Origin of the sequence: Pseudomonas zhanjiangensis (assembly GCF_041027545.1) — a bacterium.
GTDB classification, from domain to species: domain Bacteria; phylum Pseudomonadota; class Gammaproteobacteria; order Pseudomonadales; family Pseudomonadaceae; genus Aquipseudomonas; species Aquipseudomonas zhanjiangensis.
Window position 1 is genome coordinate 19314 of sequence record NZ_JBFTEG010000014.1, and the last position, 20281, is coordinate 39594.

Sequence of the window (20281 nt, forward strand, 5' to 3'; positions counted from 1 at the left end):
GAGAGTAAAATGCCAGTGTTGACTGTAGGGCTGCCAGCGCAGAGTTCGGGCAAGGCCGGATATACGCACTAATTCACCTTGGAGAGAAGGCTTTCTCACCGCTTGAGGGAGAGTTCGTACGGTGCCTTAGGCAATCTTCCCAACAGCCATCAATACTGTCATGGCGCCTTTTGAACTGTTCATGACGAATGGTTTTTTTACTTGGATATTGATGAATTCGTTTGCGTTGAGTGCGCGTAACACCCTGTCTTCAGACAGCCCCGTCTCCGCGGCGTCATCGTCCGACAGCCAGTCAAACTGGATAAATACGCCGCCGCTTTTCAACAGTGACTTCAACAGCCCAAGCGTCGCTTCGTAGTCAGGCAAGAACCCACACACGGATGAGGCCACGATCAAGTCAAACCGATCGGCCAGGTGCGGATGGCTATCAATCAACTCCTGGCTCAAGAAGCCTGCAATGGTGGAAACATTGCCTAGGTTCTTCTCGCTCAAGAGTCTTATCATTTCTGATGAGCCATCCAGGGCAACGATGTTCTTTACTCTTGGGCTAAGAAGCCGGGTAAGGCTGCCAGTACCACAGCCAAAGTCGAACACGGATAGACCATCAACACCGATGAAATCTGAAAGCTCTGCAAACGCCTTGTTGGCATATTCTTGTACTGAGGCGTCGACATCCCAACCCTCGGCAAATTCGTCCCATTCATTGCTCATTACTGTTGCTCCTACAGGATTTCGGGTAGATCTGGTGATCGATTGAACGCTTGGTCCCCGTCGTGCGAACTACAGAGTGGCCAGGGCGGCAACGCCCAACACGGGCCGGATATACGAATGCAACCGCACTGACGACAGGACTGGAAAAGCTATTGCTCACTGCTTGTGGGGAGAGTCCATATACATTGTTAGGGCTCCACATTACTCAACCACTATTGTGTTGTCCGAAAAGGTAGCGCAAAAGGCTTCAGGCCCCGAATAATCTTGTGGTAAGAGAGATATTGAAATGGTGGAGCCATTTGAAAATCTAAGCTCAAAGCGTTGGCTTTCTTGAAATGAGACAGCGCAAACCTCTGAATTGATGATTTCTAATAGTTGTTTGCTTAGCGATACCGGGTTGAATGCGGCCAGTGTACAATCGCTAAATTGAAAGCCTGCACCATCCGCAGATACTTCAGCATCAAGCAGTTTCATGCCAACAAGCCGCTCAAGTGGGCGCATGTGGATCTCTATCGTTTGGTTAAGGGGCAGGCTTTAGCCCGTCCCAGTGAACGTAGCGTCCATATACGAGTTAGGTGCGTGCTCGATGCGGACGGAGATTAATGAAACGGCGAGATTACTCATAATGATGCTTCTATGTGCCTGACGCATTGATAAGTTGTTGGTAACGCTATTGCCTAAATAAATTTATTATTCCAGTTGTTAGGACTGATGCAAAAATTGTTGGAGCAAGCAGGAATGCATAATTCAAGTTTGGTTGGGGTTCCATAACTACACAAAATAATGTAGCTGCTAGCAGGCCAGCTGCTGCTGTTGAGGAATATAGCTTAATTTTGCTTGCTTTTCCCAACAATGCTCCATATGTGATTCCTGATGCTGCGGCGGGCAGCCAGCCAAAATAATATGAGAGTAGGCCCATGACCAAGAATATATTCAGAAATGAAGGGCTCGAAATTGAGGGGATAGAGCTTTCTGAGTCCATAAATAATGTTATGGGTATTGAAAATAGAAGCGAGCCAATAGGTGGACCTATCGCTATAAATGCTAAAACGTAGATGGCTGCTTTTCTGATGCTCATCTTATTACCTAACTATAAATAGACACCAAATGGTGCGTTTAAACGCACCATTTGGTGGATAACACTCCTTGTCGTCCTGACGGTCCTTGATCCGTTCCGAATCGGTCGCAGTAAGCGCGACAGATCCCGAGGGAAATTCGACAGGGGTGACGGCAAGCCCGGCTACCGGGCGATTCGCGCCGGCAGCGCCTCGGACGCTAACCATTTGCCAGCATTCTGTCCATCGCACGGCTGGGCTTGGCATTCTGGCGTCCCGGGTGCAGGCGCTTTGCGATCTGCGTGGGGCCCTGGAGCGGCATTTGGGGGCGCTGGCGGTTCTTGACCACAGTCAATAGCAGCCTGGCGCTTATCGCGTAACTTTCACTGCATCTTGTGTTTTGCGTAAAGAAAATGCCCATATGTAGTGTCAGGAGGTGATATGCCCAGCCCCGTAGCAGCCTTTACCCCGCAGCAACTGTGCAAGCGCGATGGCAGCATAGTCGCGTTCGATCTCGGCAAGATTCGCCAGGCGATCGCCGCCGCGGGCCAGGCCTGCGGCGAGTTAGAGCCGGCGGTGGCCGGGCAGCTGGCCGAGGCGGTGCTGGCGCGGCTGCTGGACCTGCCCAGCATCGACGTCGAACAGGTGCAGGACCGGGTCGAGCGGGTGCTGATGGAGGCCGGCTTCTATCGCACCGCGCGGGCCTATATCGTCTACCGCGAGCGCCATGGCCGGCTGCGCCGCGACCGCAAGGCGCTGGTGGATGTCGCAGCGTCGATGAACGAGTACCTGTCGCGCGAGGACTGGCGGGTGCGCGCCAACGCCAACCAGGGCTATTCCCTCGGCGGCCTGATCCTCAACGTCTCGGGCAAGGTCACCGCCAACTACTGGCTGGACGAGGTGTACAGCGAGGCGATCGGCCAGGCCCACCGCGAGGCCGACCTGCACATCCACGACCTCGACATGCTCGCCGGCTACTGCGCCGGCTGGTCGCTGCGCAGCTTGCTCAACGAGGGCTTCAACGGCATTCCCGGGCGGGTCGAGGCGGGGCCGCCCAGGCACCTGTCGAGCGCCTTGGGGCAGATGGTCAACTTCCTCGGCACCCTGCAGAACGAGTGGGCCGGGGCCCAGGCGTTCAGCTCCTTCGATACCTACCTGGCGCCCTTCGTGCGCAAGGACAACCTGGGCTTCGCCGAGGTGCGCCAGGCCATTCAGGAGTTCATCTACAACCTCAACGTGCCGTCGCGCTGGGGCACCCAGACGCCGTTCACCAACCTGACCTTCGACTGGGTCTGCCCGCAGGATCTGCGCGAGCAGATCCCCCATATCGGCGGCGAGGAGATGCCGTTCGCCTATGGCGAGCTGCAGGCGGAGATGGAGCTGATCAACCGCGCCTATATCGAGGTGATGCAGGCAGGCGACGCCATGGGCCGGGTGTTCACCTTCCCGATCCCGACCTACAACATCACCCACGACTTCCCCTGGGACAGCGAGAACGCCGACCTGCTGTTCGAGATGACCGCGCGCTATGGCCTGCCGTACTTCCAGAACTTCCTCAACTCGGACATGCAGCCCAACCAGGTGCGCTCGATGTGCTGCCGCCTGCAGCTGGACGTGCGCGAGCTGCTCAAACGCGGCGGCGGCCTGTTCGGTTCGGCCGAGCAGACCGGCTCACTGGGGGTGGTGACCATCAACTGCGCGCGCCTGGGCTACCTGTACCAGGGCGACACCCAGGGCCTGCTCAGGCGCCTGGACCAGCTGATGGAGCTGGCCAAGGAGAGCCTGGAGGTCAAGCGCAAGGTGATCCAGCACCACATGGATGCCGGCCTTTATCCTTATACCAAGCGTTACCTGGGGACTCTGCGTAATCACTTCTCGACCATCGGCGTCAACGGCCTGCACGAGATGCTGCGCAACTTCAGCGGCGACCAGGAGGGCCTGCACACCCCGGGCGGGCGGGCCTACGCGACACAGCTGCTCGACCATGTGCGGGCCACCCTGGTGCGCTTCCAGGAGGACACCGGCCACCTCTACAACCTGGAGGCCACCCCGGCGGAGGGCACCACCTACCGCTTCGCCAAGGAGGACCGCAAGCGCTACCCGGACATCCTCCAGGCCGGCAGCAGCGAGGCGCCGTACTACACCAACTCCTCGCAGTTGCCGGTGGGCTTCACTGACGACCCCTTCGAGGCCCTGGAGCTGCAGGACGAACTGCAGTGCAAGTACACCGGCGGCACCGTGCTGCACCTGTACATGGCCGAGCGGATCTCCTCGACCCAGGCCTGCAAGCAACTGGTGCGCAGCGCCCTGGGGCGCTTCCGCCTGCCGTACCTGACGATTACCCCGACTTTCTCGATCTGCCCGGTGCACGGCTACCTGGACGGCGAACACGAGTTCTGCCCGCGCTGCGATGAGGCGCTGTTGCAGAAACAGCAGGGCTGCAGCGCGCCGGCCTGTGGCTGATTGTGCGGCCCGATCGCGGCTGAAGCCGCTCCCACAGCGCCACCGATTCTGCGTTTCCCCCACAGCAAGGAGCGACACCATGCACAGCACCCAGCAACTCCCCGAAGACCAACGCCAGCGCTGCGAAGTCTGGACTCGGGTGATGGGCTATCACCGCCCGGTCACCGCCTTCAACCCGGGCAAGCAGTCCGAGCACCGCGAGCGCCAGCACTTCACCGAAGCGGCGGCGCGGGGCAGCGCCGCGTGAGCAGGGCGCTACGGGTCGGGGGCCTGGTGCCCCTGACCACCCTCGATTACCCCGGGTTGCTGGCCTGCGTGCTGTTCTGCCAGGGCTGCGCCTGGCAGTGCCGCTACTGCCACAACCCGGACCTGATGGCGGCGCGCGGCGAACAGGAGATCGCCTGGGCGCAGATCCTGGATTTTCTCCGCCGGCGCCAGGGCCTGCTCCAGGCCGTGGTCTTCAGTGGCGGCGAGGCGACCCTGCAGGGCGGCCTTGTGGCGGCGATGGAGCAGGTGCGCGAGCTGGGCTTCAAGGTCGGCCTGCACAGCGCCGGGATCAAGCCCTGGGCCTTCGCCCGGGCGGCCAAGGCGGCGGACTGGGTCGGCTTCGACATCAAGGCGCTGGCCGAGGAGGCCGAGCTGATCACCGGGGTGCGCGGCAGCGGCCAGGCCAACTGGCGCAGCCTGGAGCACCTGCTGGCCAGCGGCGCCGCCTACGAGTGCCGCACTACCGTGCACTGGCACCTGCTGGATGTGGAGCGGGTGTGGCGGATAGGCGAGCGCCTGCGCGCCTTCGGCGTCGAGCACTTCGCCGTGCAACTGGTGCGCAGCGCGCGCATGCATGACCCGACGCTGCCGCGGGTCGCGGCGCCGGTCGAGGTGGAGGATCTCTGGCAGCGCCTGGGCGAGCTGTTCCCGCACTTCGTTGTGCGCAAGGATTGATCGCGGTCAGGTGAAGGCGAGGCGCGGCGCCCTACAATGGCGCCCTGATTTCCACGCTATCAAGTGATCGAACATGGCCCAATCGCTGAGTTTCAATCGCGCCCTGGTCGAGAAGTACGATCGCCCGGGCCCGCGCTACACCTCCTATCCGACCGCGCCGCAGTTCCACCAGGCGTTCGCCATGGACGACTACTGCAGCGCCGCCGCGGCCAGCAACCAGGCGCCGCAGCCCAAGCCGCTGTCGCTGTACATCCACATCCCGTTCTGCCAGAGCCTGTGCTACTACTGCGCCTGCAACAAGATCATCACCCAGAAGACCCACCGCGCGGTGCAGTACCTCGACTACCTCAAGCGCGAGATCGCCATGCAGGCGGCGCTGTTCGACGGCTCGCGCAAGCTGACCCAGTTGCATCTGGGCGGCGGCACCCCGACCTACCTGACCAGCGAGCAGCTGGCCGAGCTGATGGACGCCCTGCACCAGGCGTTCGACATGGACGACAGCGACGCCCACGAATTCTCCATCGAGGTCGATCCGCGCACCATCAGCCCCGAACGCATCCACCAGCTGCGCGAGCTGGGCTTCAACCGCCTGAGTTTCGGCGTGCAGGATTTCGATCCCGAGGTGCAGGCGGCGGTCAACCGGGTGCAGAGCGAGGAGCAGATCTACCAGCTGGTGGCCAGCGCCCGCGAGGTGCGGTTCAAGTCGATCAGCGTCGACCTGATCTACGGCCTGCCGCTGCAGACCGTGGCCAGCTTCGACGTCACCCTGAGCAAGATCATCGCCCTGCGTCCGGATCGCATCGCCGCCTACAGCTATGCCCACCTGCCGGAACTGGTGCGCGCCCAGCGCCTGATCCGCCGCGAGGACATGCCGCCACCGGAGCGCAAGCTGGAACTGCTGGAGCTGACCATCGCCCGCCTGACCGCGGCCGGCTACGTCTATATCGGCATGGACCACTTCGCCCTGCCGGATGACGAGCTGGCCCTGGCCCGGGCCAACGGCACCCTGCAGCGCAACTTCCAGGGCTACTCGACCCATGCCGACTGCGACCTGATCGGCCTGGGCGTGTCCTCGATCGGCAAGGTCGGCGACAGCTACAGCCAGAGCGTCAAGGAACTCTCGCAGTACTACGCGCGGCTCGACCAGGGCCTGCTGCCGGTGCACCGCGGCTACCGCCTGAGCGCCGACGACCGCCTGCGTCGCGAGGTGATCAGCGACCTGATGTGCCACGGCCGGGTCGACTACGCCAAGATCGAGGCGGGCCACGGCATCGACTTCGCCGAGTATTTCGCCGAATCGCTGGCCAAACTCGACGAACAGGTCGCCGACGGCCTGGTCGAGATCCGCGACGACGCCCTGGTGCTGCTGCCCCAGGGCCAGCTGATGATGCGCAGCGTGGCCATGGCCTTCGACGCCTACCTGGGCGGAGCGCAGAAGGGCCGCTTCTCGCGCACGGTCTGAGCCAATGAGCTATTCGCTGTTACACGTGGTTCACCTGCTGGCGGCCATCGCCTTTATCGGCACACTGTTCGTCGAGGTGGTGATCCTCGCCAGAGTCAAGCCGCAGCTCGAGCCGGCGGCGGTCGGGCAGCTCGAGCAGGCCCTCGGCAAGCGCAGCCGCACGGTGCTGCACTGGGTGGTGCTGGTCGTCTACGGCGCCGGCATCGGCCTGGCCTGGCAGCACCGCCAGGCCCTGGCCGATCCCCTGGCCAGCAGCTTCGCCACCCTGCTGACGCTGAAGATCGTCCTGGCCGTCAGCGTCTTCTTAAGCTTCGGCCTGGTCGCCGTGCTGCTGCGCAGCGGCCGCATGACCCCAAGCCTGTACCGCAAGCTGCATTGGGCGGTGCTGGCGCAGATGCTCGGCATCGTCCTGCTGGCCAAGGGCATGTTCTATATCCACTGGTAGGCGGATCGGGTCCGACGCGGTTGTTCCGGTCCCGCAGCACATGCAACAGCGCTCCCGCAGTGCCTCCGGAATCTACCCGACGTGCTTCTGTAGGGTGGATGACGCTTCACCCATCCACCAATTGCGGTGGCGGTGGTGGATGAAAACAGCGTCATCCACCCTACCTGAATCCGAGGTTGCTGCTAGCAGCTTTGCCGCGGGCCGTGATGATCCCGGTCAAGTTTCGGCGGCGGCCGGGCGGGCGTGATTGGTCGCCGATTCAGGCGGTGGAAGATCCTGTGGTTTGTCCGCCGGGCTGGCTAGGGTAGGGCGTGTCCAATCCGCCGTCATCGACCGAGGTCCGCCATGCACTTTGCCTACAGCCCGCGCACCCAGGCGCTGCGTCAGCAGCTCCGCGCCTTTCTCGACCAGTACATAGTCCCGCGCATCGGCGCCTGGCATGAGGCGGTCGCCGCCGGCCAGTTCCCGGTGCCGTTCATGGCCGACCTCAAGGCCCTGGCGCGTTCCGAGGGGCTGTGGAACCTGTTCCTGCCGGCGCTGCGCGACGACGAGCCGGGCACCTGCCTGAGCAACCTGGAATACGCACCCCTGGCGGAGATCATGGGCCGGGTGCACTGGGCCTCGGAGGTGTTCAACTGCAACGCGCCGGACACCGGCAACATGGAGCTGCTGCACCTGTTCGCCACCCCGGAGCAGCGCCAGCGCTGGCTGCAGCCGCTGCTGGAAGGGGAGATCCGCTCGGCCTTCGCCATGACCGAGCCGGACGTGCCGTCCTCGGACGCCAGCAACATCCAGACCCTGATCCGCCGCGAGGGCGACGAGTACGTGATCAACGGGCGCAAGTGGTTCATCACCAACGCCTCGCACCCCGACTGCCGGCTGCTGATCGTGATGGGCAAGACCGACCCGGACGCCCCTGCGCACCAGCAGCAGAGCATGATCCTGGTGCCGTTCGACACCCCGGGGGTGCAGCTGCTGCGCAATATCCCGGTGCTCAACCACGTCGCTCCGGAGGGCCACAGCGAGCTGCTCCTGCGCGATGTGCGGGTGCCGGTCGGCAACCTGCTGGGCGAGGAGGGCGAGGGCTTCATGATGGCCCAGGCACGCCTCGGCCCGGGGCGCATCCACCACTGCATGCGTTCGATCGGCATGGCCGAGCTGGCCCTGGAACTGATGGTCGAGCGCAGCCAGGAGCGCAAGGCGTTCGGCCAGTACCTGCACCAGTACGCCAACATCGGCGACTGGATCGCCGAGTCGCGCATCGAGATCGAGCAGGCGCGGCTGCTGGTGTTGAAGACCGCCTGGATGATCGACGAAGTCGGGGCCAGGGCGGCGCGCAAGGAGATCGCCATGATCAAGGCGCTGGTGCCGGCCATGCACACCCGGGTGGTCGACCGCGCCATGCAGGTCTATGGCGCCATGGGCCTGACCCCGGACACGCCGCTGGCCGATATGTGGACCACCGGCCGCGCGCTGCGCTTCGCCGACGGTCCGGACCAGGTGCACCTGCGCAGCGTTGCGCGCATGGAGCTCAAGGCCAGCGAGGCCCAGCGCGGGGCCAGTGCCGCCTACCTGACGCCGCCCGAGAACCGCTGACGGGCGGCCTGCCGGGGCGGAAATTGTCGAGCGTGCCGGAAAGCTGATCGCGGTCAAGTCGCCGGGCAGCCCCTTGCCTGTAGAAAGACGGCATCCGCGGAGCAATCGAGCGCCGCGGCGGCCCCCGAGTGGGGGCGCTCGCGTTTCTCAGGAGGTCTGCAGTGAATGTCATCGACCGCGCTAAAGCCTTGAGCATTCCGCCCCTCTGGCGCCTCGCCTTTCGCCCGTTCTTCCTCGGCGCCAGCCTCTATGCGCTGGTCGCCATCCCCTTGTGGGTAATGGCCTGGCTCGGTCTGTTGGGCGACTGGCAGCCCAGCGGCGGCTGGCTGGCCTGGCACCGCCACGAGATGCTGTTCGGCTTTGCCATGGCGATAGTCGCGGGCTTTCTGCTCACCGCGGTGCAGACCTGGACCGGCCGGCCGGGGTTGTCCGGGCGGCCGCTGATGCTGCTGGCCGGGGTCTGGCTGGCGGCCCGGCTGGGCTGGCTGCTGGGCCTGCCGCCGGTGCTGCTGATCCCGCTGGAGCTGGCATTCCCGCTGGCCCTGGCCGCGCTGATGGCGCGCATGCTGTGGGCGGTGCGGCAGCAGCGCAACTACCCGATCGTGCTGGTGCTGAGCCTGCTGGCCGGCGCCGATGGCCTGCTGCTGAGCGGCCTGGCCGAGGGCGATGACGGCCTGCAGCGGCGCGGCGCCATGGCCGGCCTGTGGCTGGTGGCGGCGCTGATGGGGCTGATCGGCGGTCGGGTGATCCCGTTCTTCACCCAGCGCGGCCTGGGCCGGGCCGAGGCGGTCAAGCCCTGGGTCTGGCTGGACATCGCCCTGCTGGCCGGCACCGCGCTGATCGCCGTGCTCTATGCCGCCGGGGTGGCCTTGCAGGCCCAGGCGCTGCTGGCGCCGCTGTTCCTGGCTGTGGCCGGCGGCCATCTGCTGCGTCTGGCGCGTTGGTATGACCCGGGCATCTGGCGGGTGCCACTGCTCTGGTCGCTGCACCTGGCGATGCTCTGGCTGGTGGTCGCGACCCTCGGCCTTGGGCTGTGGCATGCCGGCCTGCTGGCCAGTTCCAGCCCGGCCCTGCACGGCCTGACCATCGGCGCCATGGGCGGGCTGATCCTGGCCATGATCGCCCGGGTCACCCTGGGCCATACCGGGCGGCCGCTGCAACTGCCGGCCGGCATCGGCTGGGCCTTCGTGCTGTTCAACCTCGGCGCTGTGGCGCGGGTGTTCGTCTACCCGCAGGCGCCGCTGGCGGGGCTGGCCCTGGCCGCCGGCTGCTGGAGCCTGGCCCTGGCGCTGTACGCCTGGCGCTATGCGCCCATGCTGCTGCGCGCGCGGGTCGACGGCCATCCGGGCTGAGCGCCAACCCCTGTAGCACTCACTTCCATCGGCTCAACCACCGGCGGCGGCTCCTGAGGGAGCTCCGCCCTCAGGCCCGGCTTGCGCCGGGAAAAGGAGAAAGACCATGAAAAACGAGTTCGAGGGGCGCCTGGCGGTGATCACCGGCGCCAGTTCCGGCATCGGCCTGGCCCTGTGTTCGGCCTTGCTCCAGCGCGGCGCCCGGGTGCTGACGCTGTCGCGTTCGCCGGGCGGCCTGCCGGCGCTGCGCGAGAGTCACGGCGAGCGCCTGGTTTGCCTGAGCGGCGACGTGACCAACAGCGCCGACCTGCACGCGCTGGGCCGGCGCGCCGCGCAACTGGGGCCGGTCAGCTACCTGGTGCCCAACGCCGGCATCGCCGAGCTGGCAGACGGCCTCGACCTGGGCGCCTTCGACCGCCAGTGGGCGGTCAACGGCGCTGGCGCGCTGGGTACCCTGGCGGCGCTGCGCGACGAACTGGCCAAGCCCGCTTCGGTGGTGTTCATCGGCAGCTTCCTGACCCGTTCGAGCTTCCCCGGGCTGGCCGCCTATATCGCCAGCAAGGCGGCGCTGGCCGCCCAGGCGCGCACCCTGGCGGCGGAGTTCGCGGCCCTGGATGTGCGCATCAACCTGGTCTCGCCGGGGCCGACCGCCACTGCCATCTGGGGCAGCCTGGGCCTGAGTGACGCGCAGCTGGAGGAGGTCGCCGCCGGCGTCACCCGGCGTCTGTTGCCCGGGCATTTCCTCGACGCCGCGGCGGTGGCCAATGTCATCCTGTTCCAGCTGTCGCAGGGCGCCCGCGGCGTCTATGGCCAGGACTGGGTGGTGGATAACGGCTACACCCTGACCTGAGCCCGGCCTGTGTCGGCGCGCCGGCACCGGCTCGATGGTTCAATGCAAAACTATTGCTGACAAGGAGCAATACTATTCATTAGATAGATTTAAAGCGCTCGTCCACACTGCGCAGGCATCCGCGGATGCGCCGAAGGCCTGGAGCCTTCGGCTTCACCTCCACTTTCTTGTCGTGCCTGCCCAGACCATGCAAACACCGCTTCTCGATTGGTGCCGATCCCTGGCGCCGGCGCCGCTACAGGCCTCGCCGCAGGAGTGGCTGCGCGCCGCCGGCGGCGTGGCCCTGGTACTGCTGCTGACCCTGGCCACGGGCGCCTGGCTGTTCGACGCGCCGCTGACCCTGCGCCTGGCCGGGCCGGCGGCGGCCTCGGCGGTGCTGTTGTTCGCGGCCTCGTCCAGCCCCTTTGCCCAGCCCTGGCCGATCCTCGGCGGCAACCTGATCGCCGCCCTGATCAGCATCGGCCTGGGGCAGGCCGGTCTGCACGGGCTGCCGGCGGCCCTGTTGGCGGTGTGCCTGGTATTCGCCGTGCTTCTGCTGCTGCGTTGTCCGCATCCGCCGGCCTGCGCCCTGGCCGTGGTGATCGCCGGCGGCGGGCCGCGGATGGCCGAGCTGGGCTATGCGCTGCTCTACCCGGTACTGCTCAATGGCCTGCTGTTGCTGCTGGTCGCGCTGCTCTACGGTCAGCTGACCGGTCATGCCTACCCCAGGTCGCGCCAGCCGCGGGACAACCCCCACCACACCCGGGACCCGCTGCCCAGCGAGCGCCTGAGTTTCACCGACGAGGATGTGGACCAGGCCCTGCGCGAGTTCGGCGAGTACGTCGACGTCACCCGCGACGATCTGCAGCGACTGATCAAGCAGACCGAGAAACACGCCCTGCGCCGCAGCATGGGCGATGTCCGCGCCGCCCAGATCATGTCCCGCGACCTCTGCCGGGGCACCCCGGACACCCCCATCGAACACGCCCTGGCAACTCTCCGGCAGCATCGTTTGCGCGCGCTGCCGGTGGTGGACGATGGCGGCAGGCTGCTCGGCATCGTCACCCTGGTGGACCTGCTGCGGTACTTGCGGCCAGGCCCCGCCGACGGGCAGGGCGCCCGGTTGCGCGACATCATGAGCACGCCGGTGCAGGCGGTGCGGGCCGAGGCGCACATGGTCGAGCTGGTCTACCTGCTCAGCGACCGCGGCCTGCACTGCCTGCCGGTGGTCGACGGCGAGCAGCGCCTGCTCGGCATGCTCACCCAGACCGACCTGATCGCCGCGCTCTACAACCACTGGCTCAAGCAGCTGGCGGACTGACCCGATAGGTTCAGATCTCGTAGTACCAGCGCGACCAGTCGTAGTCGTCCTGAGCCACCTCGCGCAACAGTGCCAGGGCCTGCTGCAGCACGGCGGAGTCGGCCGTGCGCGGGTAGACCAGGTAGATCGGGTAGGAAAACTCCGGCGCCTTCTCCACGCGCTTGAGCACCCCCTCGTCAAGGTAGCGCTGCACCACCCGGGTACGGAAATAGCCGCGGCCGCCGCACTGCAGCAGGTACTGCAGGGCCAGGGGGCCGAGGCTGAAGGACAGGGCGGCGCGGCTGTGCTCGGGCAGCGCGCTGTCATGCTGCTGACGGAATGCCGGCCCCCAGTCGACGTACAGGTAGGGATCGGGGCTGGCGGTCTGCACCACCTGGATGAGCTTCTCCTCGAGCAGCTGCTCGACCTGCAGGCCCGGCCAGTACTCGGGCTGGTGCACCAGCGCGGCATCCAGCACGCCGAGGGCGAGGCGCTCCTGCAGCTGGCTGCCGTCGGCGACTTCGCTGCGTACTGCGTGGCTCGGCATGGCCTGGCGCAGGCGCTGCATCCAGGCGAGCATCAGCGGGTTGCTCAGGCTCACCTCTGAGCCCAGCGCCAGCAGGTCGCCGTAGCCCTGCGGGATGGGCAGGTCGCGGCGCGCCGCTTCCCAGGTCTGCACCAGCTGGGTGGCATAGCTGGCGAAGCGCTCGCCGTCGGCGGTGAGCCGGGCGCCGGCGCGGTTACGCACGAACAGCCGGCAGTTCAGCTGGCTTTCCAGGCTGCGGATGCGCGCCGTCACCGCGGTCTGGGTGATGTGCAGGCGTTCGGCGGTGGCGACGAAGCTGTTGCTGCGGATGATGTCCAGAAAGGTGCGGGCGAGATCGATGTCCAAGGCGAGCGTCCATCAATGAAATTGCTGGAAACACGCATTGTATAGCGGTCGTGTTGATGGAAACAGGCGGCTGGCCTTTGGGTGTTCCTGTCGTCTCGGCGAGCCGAGCTGGCGCCCTGGGGAGCAGCATCCCGGCGTCACGCGCACATCCTAAAGAAGCGGATTGGCCCGGCGCTTGACCGCAATCAAGAGTCGCCCGGATTCGCCTTGAGCCCGGCGCCGCGCCGCGGGTAGCGTGCAGGCCTGGTCAATCGCTCAGTGAGGTAACCGCCGTGAACGCGCCAGAAACCCTATTTGCCGCGCCAGAGATGGCGTCTGCGCCTTTCTATCAAGCCCAGGGCAACGAGCAGGCGCTGTTCGAGCAGGCCTGGCGCCACGGCATGCCGGTGCTGATCAAGGGGCCGACCGGCTGTGGCAAGACCCGCTTCGTCCAGTACATGGCCCACCAGCTCGGCCTGCCGCTGTACACCGTGGCCTGTCACGACGACCTGTCCGCCGCCGACCTGGTCGGCCGCCACCTGATCGGCGCCGAGGGCACCTGGTGGCAGGACGGGCCGCTGACCCGCGCGGTGCGCGAGGGCGGCATCTGCTACCTCGACGAGATCGTCGAGGCGCGCCAGGACACCGCGGTGGTCCTGCACCCGCTGGCCGACGACCGTCGCGAGCTGTTCCTCGAGCGCACCGGCGAGGCGCTGCGCGCGCCGCCCGGCTTCATGCTGGTGGTGTCGTACAACCCCGGCTACCAGAACCTGCTCAAGGGCATGAAGCCGAGTACCCGCCAGCGCTTCGTCGCCCTGCGCTTCGACTACCCGGCCGCGGCCGAAGAGGAGCGCATCGTCGCCCGCGAGGCGCAGGTGGATGCCGACCTCGCGGCGCGGGTGGTCAAGCTCGGCCAGGCCCTGCGCCGGCTCGAGCAGCACGACCTGGAGGAAGTGGCCTCGACCCGCCTGCTGATCTACACCGCGCGGATGATCGGCGCCGGCATGAGCCCGCGCGAGGCCTGCCTGGCGTGCCTGGCCGAGCCGCTGTCGGACGATGCGCAGACGGTGGCGGCGCTGATGGACGTGGTGGATGTCCACTTCGCCTGAGGCCCAGGCCGGCGCTCGGCGACTGCCCGGCGACCTGGCGATGTGGTGGTTCATCCTCGCCGAGCTGTCGCTGTTCGCCATCCTGATCCTGGTCTTCGCCGGCGCCCAGGCGATGTCTGCCGAGACGTTCGCCGCCAGCCGCCGGCTGCTGGACAACTCCACCGGCCTGGCGCTGACCCTGAGCCTGCTGACCGCCGGGCTGTGCGCCGCCCTGGCCCTGGAGCAGGTACGCCGCGCCCGGCCGCGTCGCGGCGCCTGGCTGCTGCTGGCGGCGCTGCTCTCGGCCAGTGGCTACGTGCTGCTCAAGCTCGGCGAGTACCGGCACCTGGCCAGCCGGGGCCTGGGCCTGGAGCACGACAACTTCTTCACCCTGTACTGGATCCTCACCGGCCTGCATTTCCTCCATGTGCTGCTGGGCATGCTGATCCTCGCCTGGATGGCCGGGCGCTGCTGGCGCCGGGCCTATCGCGCGAACGACTGCAGCGGGCTGGAGTCCGGGGTGCTCTACTGGCACATGGTCGATCTGGTCTGGGTGCTGCTGTTTCCCCTGGTCTATGTGCTGAATTGAGGAGCCCGGCATGACTGCCTCCGCGTGGCTGATCCTCTGCTGGCTGGGCCTGGCCCTGCTGTCGCTGGCCAGCGTGCAGGCTGGCAATAGTGGCGCCAGCACGTTGCTGGCCGCCGGGGTGCTGCTGGCGGCGCTGGTCAAGGCCTGGCTGATCGTCGAGCGCTTCATGGAGCTGCGCCACGCCCCACGCCTGTGGCGCGGCCTGCTGCTGGCCTGGCCGCTGTGCCTGGCGGCGGGGATTCTGCTGAGCCTGCGCGGCCTGGCCTGACCCGCCTGCGTCTTTGTCTTTCCATCGCTTCTGCTCTCGCGCCCGGCGGCGCGCGGCTCGCCCGCGACCTGGCCGGCGCTTCCCGCTACATACCCGACTGTGACGATTGGTCTTTCTTGATTGCCATCAAGCGGATTTCGATAGCCTGCTTCCTAGAATGGTCACGCCAAGCCACGAGGACGCGACCATGTCAGAGACCTTCACCAAGGGCATGGCCAGGAATATCTACTTCGGGGGAAGCCTGTTCTTCTTCCTGGTGTTCCTGGCCTTGACCTATCACACCGAGCAGACCTTCGCGCAGCGCAGCAACGAGTCGGAAATGACCGAGTCGGTGGTGCGCGGCAAGCTGGTCTGGGAGCAAAACAACTGCATCGGCTGCCACAGCCTGTTGGGCGAGGGCGCCTACTTCGCCCCCGAACTGGGCAATGTGTTCGACCGCCGGGGCGGCGAGGCGGCCTTCAAGCCGTTCCTGCATGCCTGGATGAAGGCCCAGCCGCTGGGCGTGCCGGGCCGGCGCTCGATGCCGCAATTCAACCTGAGCGAGCAGGAAGTGGACGATCTGGCCGAGTTCCTCGGCTGGACCTCGAAGATCGACACCAACAACTGGCCGCCAAACAAGGAGGGCTGATCGATGAGCATCGTTAATCCACATCTGAAATTCGCCTCGCAGGCCGTCGCCAAGCCGTACTTCGTGTTCGCCCTGATGCTGTTCGTCGGGCAGATCCTGTTCGGCCTGATCATGGGGCTGCAATACGTGGTGGGCGACTTCCTGTTCCCGCTGATCCCGTTCAACGTGGCGCGGATGGTCCACACCAACCTGCTGATCGTCTGGCTGCTGTTCGGCTTCATGGGCGCGGCCTACTACCTGATTCCGGAGGAGGCCGACCGCGAGCTGCACAGCCCGAAACTGGCGCTGCTGCTGTTCTGGGTGTTCGCCGCGGCCGGCGTGCTGACCATCCTCGGCTACCTGCTGGTGCCCTATGCGGGCCTGGCCCGGATGACCGGCAACGAGCTGCTGCCGACCATGGGCCGCGAGTTCCTCGAGCAGCCGACGATCACCAAGATCGGTATCGTGGTGGTGGCCCTGGGCTTCCTCTACAACATCGGCATGACCCTGCTCAAGGGCCGCAAGACCACCATCAGCATGGTCATGATGACCGGCCTGATCGGCCTGGCGGTGTTCTTCCTGTTCTCCTTCTACAACCCGGATAACCTGGCCCGTGACAAGTACTACTGGTGGTGGGTCGTGCACCTGTGGGTGGAAGGCGTGTGGGAGCTGATCATGGGCTCGATGCTGGCCTTCGTGCTGATCAAGATCACCGGGGTGGACCGCGAGGTGATCGAGAAGTGGCTGTACGTGATCATCGCCATGGCCTTGATCACCGGCATCATCGGTACCGGCCACCACTTCTTCTGGATAGGCGCGCCCGAGGTCTGGCTGTGGCTTGGCTCGATCTTCTCGGCGATGGAGCCGGTGCCGTTCTTCGCCATGGTCCTGTTCGCCTTCAACATGGTCAGCCGCCGTCGCCGCGAGCACCCCAACCGCGCCGCCGCGCTCTGGGCCATGGGCACCACAGTGACGGCCTTCCTCGGTGCCGGCGTGTGGGGCTTCCTGCACACCCTGGCGCCGGTCAACTACTACACCCACGGCTCGCAGCTGACCGCGGCGCATGGCCACCTGGCCTTCTACGGCGCCTACGCGATGATCGTCATGACCATGATCAGCTACGCCATGCCGCGCCTGCGCGGATTCGGCGAGGCGCCGGATGAGCGGGCGCAGACTGTCGAGATCTGGGGCTTCTGGCTGATGACCCTGTCGATGGTGGCTATCACCCTGTTCCTCACCGCCGCCGGGGTGATGCAGGTCTGGCTGCAACGCTGGCCGACCGATGGCACGGCGCTGTCGTTCATGGCCACCGCCGATCAGCTGCGGGTGTTCTTCTGGCTGCGCCTGGGCGCCGGGGTGGGCTTCCTGATCGGCCTGATCTGCTACCTGGTCAGCTTCAGGCAGCGCGGCCGGGTCACCCTGGCAGCGGCTGCCGCCGCGGCCTGAGGTCAGCACGCGGCACATCAATCGCGGCCCGGCTGATTCAGCGGGCCGTTGTCCATTGCGCCTTGTCCCGGGTCGGGCAGGGCCGCCGAACAGGGGGAACCCGCATGGCCTTCAGCGTCGAACTGGAAGAGTGGGTGGGAAGCGTCTGGCATCGGTTCATCACCCGTCGCGCCAGCCCGGATTTTCCCGAGGCACGGGTCGAGTTGAGCAGCATGCAGCGGCCCCTGGCCGTGCTGTTCCGCGCCATGGGCGGGGCCAGCGCGGTCGCTGTGGAAGCCGCCAGCGCCCGCGAGCTGGTGCTGCGGCGCAGCCTGCTGCAACAGGTCGCCGGCACCTGCCAGCAATTGCCGCTGGCCTGGTGCGACGCCAGTCACCTGCGCCTGCCGCCGAGCCTGGCGGTGTATCCCGAGGTCGCCCTGAACCGCGAGCTGTACCGCTGGCTGGCGCTGCTCGCCGCCGAGGCGGGGGAGATGCGCCACTGGGCGCGTGACAACCAGCGCTGGACCCGGCAGTTGCTGCAGCGCTACCCGGCGTTGCGGCCGCGCTACCAGCGCCTGGTCGAGGCCCTGCTGCCGTTGCGTCCGGACCCGAGCCAGCTGGGCAAGGACGAGGCCGCCCTGGAGCTGGCGCTGCGCAAGGCCCTGGGCGAGCCGGGCAGCGTCGAGCGGTTCCCGCGCAGCGAGCGTGCCCCTTGGCCGCTGCCGCTGTGGCTGTACCCGGCAGAGTGCCTGGGTGAGCCCCAGGCCAGCGACTTGGGCGAAGAAGCCGAGGGCAACCTGCAGGCGCCCAGCGCCGAGCAGCAGGTCGCGCGCAAGCGGGCCAAGCGTGTCGAGGAAAGCACCAGCAAGGGCGGCCTGTTGCTGTTCCGCCTGGAGAACCTGTTCAGCTGGGCGGAGCATGTCGACCTCGACCGCTGCGGTGACGACAGCGAGGATATCGACGCCGCCAGGGTTGCCGAGGATCTCGACGAACTGGCGCTCTCCAGGCAACGCCAGCGCAAGGGCGGTGGCCTCAAGCTGCACCTGGACCTGCCGCCGGCCGACAGCGACGACGTGCCGCTCGGCGCGGGGATCAAGCTGCCCGAGTGGGACTACCGCCGGCAGTGCCTGCAGGAGGACTTCGTCAACCTGCAGCCGATGCTGCCCCAGGGCAGCGCCGCGCAGCCGCTACCGCCGCGCCTGGCGCCCCTGGCCCGGCGCCTGCGCCGCCAGTTCGAGCACCTGCGCACCGATCGCCAGTGGCTGCGCCAGCAACCCCAGGGCTCGGAGCTGGATATGCAGGCCTGGCTGGATTTCCACGTCGAACGCCAGCATGGCCAGTGCGCCGAGCGCGGCCTGTTCCTCGAGCAGCGGCAGAACCGCCGCGACCTGGCCTGCCTGCTGCTGGCCGACCTGTCGATGTCCACCGATGCCCACCTGGACAACGAGCACCGGGTGATCGAGGTGATCACCGACAGCCTGTTGTTGTTCGGCGAGGCCCTGGCGGCGGTGGGCGACGAGTTTGCCCTGTACGGATTCTCCTCGCTGCGCCGCCAGCAGGTGCGCATGCAGGAGCTCAAGACCTTCGCCCAGCGCTACGACGACGTCACCCGCGGGCGTATCCAGGCCCTCAAGCCGGGCTACTACACGCGCATGGGCGCGGCCATTCGCCAGGCCACCCGGCTGCTCGGCGCCTGCAAGCAGCGGCGCAAGCTGCTGCTGCTGGTGACCGACGGCAAGCCCAACGACCTGGATCTCTATGAAGGCCGCTACGGCGTCGAGGACACCCGCCAGGCGGTCCTGGAGGCCCGCCAGCAGGGCCTGCTGCCGTTCTGCATCACCATCGACCGCGAGGCCGGCGACTACCTGCCGTACATGTTCGGCGCCAACGGCTACACCCTGATCCGCCAGCCGCAGCAGTTGCCGCTGCGCCTGCCGCAGCTGTACCGGCAGCTGACCCAGGCATAGATATCTGGAAAAGCAAGGCGGCGCGCTTTTCTTGGGGCATTGCTGCGCGCGGCCCGCGCGCCCTACGGGGAGCCCTGCCGGGTGCGGGAGGCGCGGGTTAGGGGGCGCCCTGCGCACCGGCTATCGAGGCGGGTTCAGGAAATGCTGCGCGGCAACCAGAGGATCATCAGCGCGCAGAACAGGCTCAGGCCGATGCAGAACCACAGGAAGCGGCGCTGCTTGCGCTCGCCGGCGCGCTCGGCCAGGGCGGGCAGAGGCATGCCGCAGTTTAGGCAGTCAGCCTCCTGGGCAGGGTTGTCTTGCTGGCAGTACAGGCAGCTGGGCATGCGGGCTCCTGGTTATTCGAACTGTTCCAGGCGCGGGCGATCGAGCACGACGATCTGCCGGCCTTCCTGGCTGATGATGCCTTCGTCGATCAGCCGGCGGATGATCCGCGAGAAGGTTTCCGGCTGGATCGACAGGTGGCCGGCGACCAACTGCTTGGCCATCGGCAGTTCGAAGCGACTGCCGCCGTCCGCCAGGTGGGCCAGCTGGGTCAGCAGGTAGCGCACCACGCGGTGGGTGGCGTTCTTCAGCGACAGCGTCTCGATCTCGTTGACCCGCTGGTGCAGGCGCACGCAAAGCTTGCCGAGCAACGCGAAGGGCAGGCGGCTGTTGCTCTCGAGCAGGCGCATGTAGGTCGCGTTGGACAGGCGGTAGACCTGGGTCGGGCCGACCGCCTCGGCCGAGGCCACGTAGTTGGGCGTGTCCATCAGCATCATCGCCTCGGCGAAGGTCTGCCGGTTGCCGATCACCTCGAACACCTTCTCCTGGCCGTCGGGGGTCAAGCGATAGATCTTCACCGCGCCGCTGATCACGAAGTAGAACGAATGGGCCGGCTCGCCCTGGCGAAACAGCGGCTCACCCTTGTCGATGTTGAGCAGCTGGCTGGCGTTCATCAGCTCGTCCAGCTGCTCCTCGTTCAAGGGTTCGAACAGGTGGTGGCTGCGCAGGATCTGGTGGTGTACGCGATGAAGCACCATGGGCGTTGTCCTTAGTGGTAGGGGCGATGTCAGAAGGGCCCGGTGGCGAGGTCCAGGGCGACGCTGCTGGCCATGGCCAACAGCGAGACGAGCAACAGGTAGCAGGCCAGGGGTTCGAGGGCGCGTTTCATGCTGACTCCGGCATGGCTTGTGGATGACTACCACCCAGCAATCCCTGTGCCATGGGCAACCCATTGATCCATAAGCTTTACCAGTTTGTTTGGTCACAATGACCAACTGCTTTCGTGGTCATAAATACCGTTCAGGGTGAATATGACCCACCGGGAGT

The 20281-nt window shown here is 66.2% G+C and carries 21 protein-coding genes; 15 read left to right on the forward strand and 6 right to left on the reverse strand.

The features are described from left to right. Positions 1-126: 126 nt before the first annotated feature. From AB5S05_RS16455 to AB5S05_RS16465, 3 genes are all read right to left on the reverse strand, one after another. Entirely contained in the window at positions 127-711 is a 585-nt protein-coding gene (locus AB5S05_RS16455) for a class I SAM-dependent DNA methyltransferase (protein ID WP_369288601.1), read from the reverse strand. 201 nt (positions 712-912) lie between these two features. After that, positions 913-1212: a hypothetical protein gene (locus tag AB5S05_RS16460; RefSeq protein WP_369288602.1), complete on the reverse strand. Its 300-nt coding sequence runs from the start codon at positions 1210-1212 to the stop codon at positions 913-915. A 169-nt stretch (positions 1213-1381) separates the two neighbouring features. Further along, on the reverse strand, positions 1382-1789 hold the full coding sequence (locus tag AB5S05_RS16465; protein WP_369288603.1) for a hypothetical protein: 408 nt from the start codon (positions 1787-1789) through the stop codon (positions 1382-1384). 418 nt (positions 1790-2207) lie between these two features. On the opposite strand from AB5S05_RS16465, the gene AB5S05_RS16470 reads away from it, so the two are divergent. The 9 genes from AB5S05_RS16470 to AB5S05_RS16510 all read left to right on the forward strand — a co-directional run bounded on the left by AB5S05_RS16470 (position 2208) and on the right by AB5S05_RS16510 (position 12176). Further along, the gene (locus tag AB5S05_RS16470; RefSeq protein WP_369288604.1) at positions 2208-4229 is read left to right on the forward strand and encodes a ribonucleoside triphosphate reductase; all 2022 of its coding nucleotides are present in this window, start codon (positions 2208-2210) and stop codon (positions 4227-4229) included. A gap of 79 nt (positions 4230-4308) precedes the next feature. Then, complete coding sequence (gene nrdD, locus AB5S05_RS16475; protein WP_369288605.1) at positions 4309-4476, forward strand: anaerobic ribonucleoside-triphosphate reductase; 168 nt, start codon at positions 4309-4311, stop codon at positions 4474-4476. After that, positions 4473-5171, forward strand: a complete 699-nt coding sequence (locus AB5S05_RS16480) for an anaerobic ribonucleoside-triphosphate reductase activating protein (protein WP_369288606.1) — start codon at positions 4473-4475, stop codon at positions 5169-5171. Before nrdD ends, AB5S05_RS16480 begins: the two co-directional genes overlap by 4 nt. A gap of 73 nt (positions 5172-5244) precedes the next feature. After that, positions 5245-6633, forward strand: a complete 1389-nt coding sequence (gene hemN, locus AB5S05_RS16485) for an oxygen-independent coproporphyrinogen III oxidase (protein ID WP_369288607.1) — start codon at positions 5245-5247, stop codon at positions 6631-6633. A gap of 4 nt (positions 6634-6637) precedes the next feature. Beyond that, on the forward strand, positions 6638-7078 hold the full coding sequence (locus AB5S05_RS16490; RefSeq protein ID WP_369288608.1) for a CopD family copper resistance protein: 441 nt from the start codon (positions 6638-6640) through the stop codon (positions 7076-7078). 345 nt (positions 7079-7423) lie between these two features. Next, positions 7424-8674, forward strand: coding sequence for an acyl-CoA dehydrogenase family protein (locus tag AB5S05_RS16495; protein WP_369288609.1), 1251 nt, complete (start codon positions 7424-7426; stop codon positions 8672-8674). A gap of 161 nt (positions 8675-8835) precedes the next feature. Then, positions 8836-10026, forward strand: a complete 1191-nt coding sequence (locus AB5S05_RS16500) for an NnrS family protein (RefSeq protein WP_369288610.1) — start codon at positions 8836-8838, stop codon at positions 10024-10026. A 106-nt stretch (positions 10027-10132) separates the two neighbouring features. Then, complete coding sequence (locus tag AB5S05_RS16505; protein ID WP_369288611.1) at positions 10133-10876, forward strand: SDR family NAD(P)-dependent oxidoreductase; 744 nt, start codon at positions 10133-10135, stop codon at positions 10874-10876. Positions 10877-11063: 187 nt separating this feature from the next. Beyond that, positions 11064-12176, forward strand: a complete 1113-nt coding sequence (locus tag AB5S05_RS16510; RefSeq protein ID WP_369288612.1) for a CBS domain-containing protein — start codon at positions 11064-11066, stop codon at positions 12174-12176. A 10-nt stretch (positions 12177-12186) separates the two neighbouring features. On the opposite strand, the gene AB5S05_RS16515 is transcribed toward AB5S05_RS16510, so the two are convergent. Continuing rightward, the gene (locus AB5S05_RS16515) at positions 12187-13047 is read right to left on the reverse strand and encodes a LysR family transcriptional regulator (RefSeq protein WP_369288613.1); all 861 of its coding nucleotides are present in this window, start codon (positions 13045-13047) and stop codon (positions 12187-12189) included. Between the two features lie 308 nt (positions 13048-13355). On the opposite strand from AB5S05_RS16515, the gene AB5S05_RS16520 reads away from it, so the two are divergent. The 6 genes from AB5S05_RS16520 to AB5S05_RS16545 all read left to right on the forward strand — a co-directional run bounded on the left by AB5S05_RS16520 (position 13356) and on the right by AB5S05_RS16545 (position 18970). Continuing rightward, on the forward strand, positions 13356-14135 hold the full coding sequence (locus AB5S05_RS16520) for a CbbQ/NirQ/NorQ/GpvN family protein (RefSeq protein ID WP_369288614.1): 780 nt from the start codon (positions 13356-13358) through the stop codon (positions 14133-14135). Next, positions 14119-14703: a cytochrome c oxidase subunit 3 gene (locus tag AB5S05_RS16525; RefSeq protein WP_369288615.1), complete on the forward strand. Its 585-nt coding sequence runs from the start codon at positions 14119-14121 to the stop codon at positions 14701-14703. Before AB5S05_RS16520 ends, AB5S05_RS16525 begins: the two co-directional genes overlap by 17 nt. A 10-nt stretch (positions 14704-14713) precedes the next feature. Continuing rightward, entirely contained in the window at positions 14714-14971 is a 258-nt protein-coding gene (locus AB5S05_RS16530) for a cytochrome C oxidase subunit IV family protein (protein ID WP_369288616.1), read from the forward strand. Positions 14972-15158: 187 nt separating this feature from the next. Then, positions 15159-15599: a c-type cytochrome gene (locus tag AB5S05_RS16535; RefSeq protein WP_369288617.1), complete on the forward strand. Its 441-nt coding sequence runs from the start codon at positions 15159-15161 to the stop codon at positions 15597-15599. 3 nt (positions 15600-15602) lie between these two features. Next, the gene (locus AB5S05_RS16540) at positions 15603-17024 is read left to right on the forward strand and encodes a cbb3-type cytochrome c oxidase subunit I (protein WP_369288618.1); all 1422 of its coding nucleotides are present in this window, start codon (positions 15603-15605) and stop codon (positions 17022-17024) included. Between the two features lie 104 nt (positions 17025-17128). Beyond that, positions 17129-18970 (forward strand): nitric oxide reductase activation protein NorD, encoded by a 1842-nt coding sequence (locus AB5S05_RS16545; protein WP_369288619.1) that lies wholly within the window; start codon positions 17129-17131, stop codon positions 18968-18970. A gap of 134 nt (positions 18971-19104) precedes the next feature. On the opposite strand, the gene AB5S05_RS16550 is transcribed toward AB5S05_RS16545, so the two are convergent. Both AB5S05_RS16550 and AB5S05_RS16555 read right to left on the reverse strand, forming a co-directional pair. Next, complete coding sequence (locus tag AB5S05_RS16550; RefSeq protein ID WP_369288620.1) at positions 19105-19296, reverse strand: DnrP protein; 192 nt, start codon at positions 19294-19296, stop codon at positions 19105-19107. Positions 19297-19308: 12 nt separating this feature from the next. After that, entirely contained in the window at positions 19309-19992 is a 684-nt protein-coding gene (locus AB5S05_RS16555; RefSeq protein ID WP_369288621.1) for a Crp/Fnr family transcriptional regulator, read from the reverse strand. Positions 19993-20281: the final 289 nt, after the last annotated feature.

What these genes read in the sequence shown, in the direction of transcription:
- AB5S05_RS16535 (WP_369288617.1), top strand. Translation starts at nt 15,159, where the DNA reads ATGTCAGAGACCTTCACCAAGGGCATGGCCAGGAATATCTACTTCGGG.
- nrdD (WP_369288605.1), top strand. Translation starts at nt 4,309, where the DNA reads ATGCACAGCACCCAGCAACTCCCCGAAGACCAACGCCAGCGCTGCGAA.
- AB5S05_RS16510 (WP_369288612.1), top strand. Translation starts at nt 11,064, where the DNA reads ATGCAAACACCGCTTCTCGATTGGTGCCGATCCCTGGCGCCGGCGCCG.
- AB5S05_RS16495 (WP_369288609.1), top strand. Translation starts at nt 7,424, where the DNA reads ATGCACTTTGCCTACAGCCCGCGCACCCAGGCGCTGCGTCAGCAGCTC.
- AB5S05_RS16530 (WP_369288616.1), top strand. Translation starts at nt 14,714, where the DNA reads ATGACTGCCTCCGCGTGGCTGATCCTCTGCTGGCTGGGCCTGGCCCTG.
- AB5S05_RS16520 (WP_369288614.1), top strand. Translation starts at nt 13,356, where the DNA reads ATGGCGTCTGCGCCTTTCTATCAAGCCCAGGGCAACGAGCAGGCGCTG.
- AB5S05_RS16550 (WP_369288620.1), bottom strand. Translation starts at nt 19,296, where the DNA reads ATGCCCAGCTGCCTGTACTGCCAGCAAGACAACCCTGCCCAGGAGGCT.
- AB5S05_RS16505 (WP_369288611.1), top strand. Translation starts at nt 10,133, where the DNA reads ATGAAAAACGAGTTCGAGGGGCGCCTGGCGGTGATCACCGGCGCCAGT.
- AB5S05_RS16465 (WP_369288603.1), bottom strand. Translation starts at nt 1,789, where the DNA reads ATGAGCATCAGAAAAGCAGCCATCTACGTTTTAGCATTTATAGCGATA.
- AB5S05_RS16540 (WP_369288618.1), top strand. Translation starts at nt 15,603, where the DNA reads ATGAGCATCGTTAATCCACATCTGAAATTCGCCTCGCAGGCCGTCGCC.
- AB5S05_RS16490 (WP_369288608.1), top strand. Translation starts at nt 6,638, where the DNA reads ATGAGCTATTCGCTGTTACACGTGGTTCACCTGCTGGCGGCCATCGCC.
- AB5S05_RS16525 (WP_369288615.1), top strand. Translation starts at nt 14,119, where the DNA reads ATGTCCACTTCGCCTGAGGCCCAGGCCGGCGCTCGGCGACTGCCCGGC.
- AB5S05_RS16470 (WP_369288604.1), top strand. Translation starts at nt 2,208, where the DNA reads ATGCCCAGCCCCGTAGCAGCCTTTACCCCGCAGCAACTGTGCAAGCGC.
- AB5S05_RS16460 (WP_369288602.1), bottom strand. Translation starts at nt 1,212, where the DNA reads ATGCGCCCACTTGAGCGGCTTGTTGGCATGAAACTGCTTGATGCTGAA.
- AB5S05_RS16555 (WP_369288621.1), bottom strand. Translation starts at nt 19,992, where the DNA reads ATGGTGCTTCATCGCGTACACCACCAGATCCTGCGCAGCCACCACCTG.
- AB5S05_RS16545 (WP_369288619.1), top strand. Translation starts at nt 17,129, where the DNA reads ATGGCCTTCAGCGTCGAACTGGAAGAGTGGGTGGGAAGCGTCTGGCAT.
- AB5S05_RS16455 (WP_369288601.1), bottom strand. Translation starts at nt 711, where the DNA reads ATGAGCAATGAATGGGACGAATTTGCCGAGGGTTGGGATGTCGACGCC.
- hemN (WP_369288607.1), top strand. Translation starts at nt 5,245, where the DNA reads ATGGCCCAATCGCTGAGTTTCAATCGCGCCCTGGTCGAGAAGTACGAT.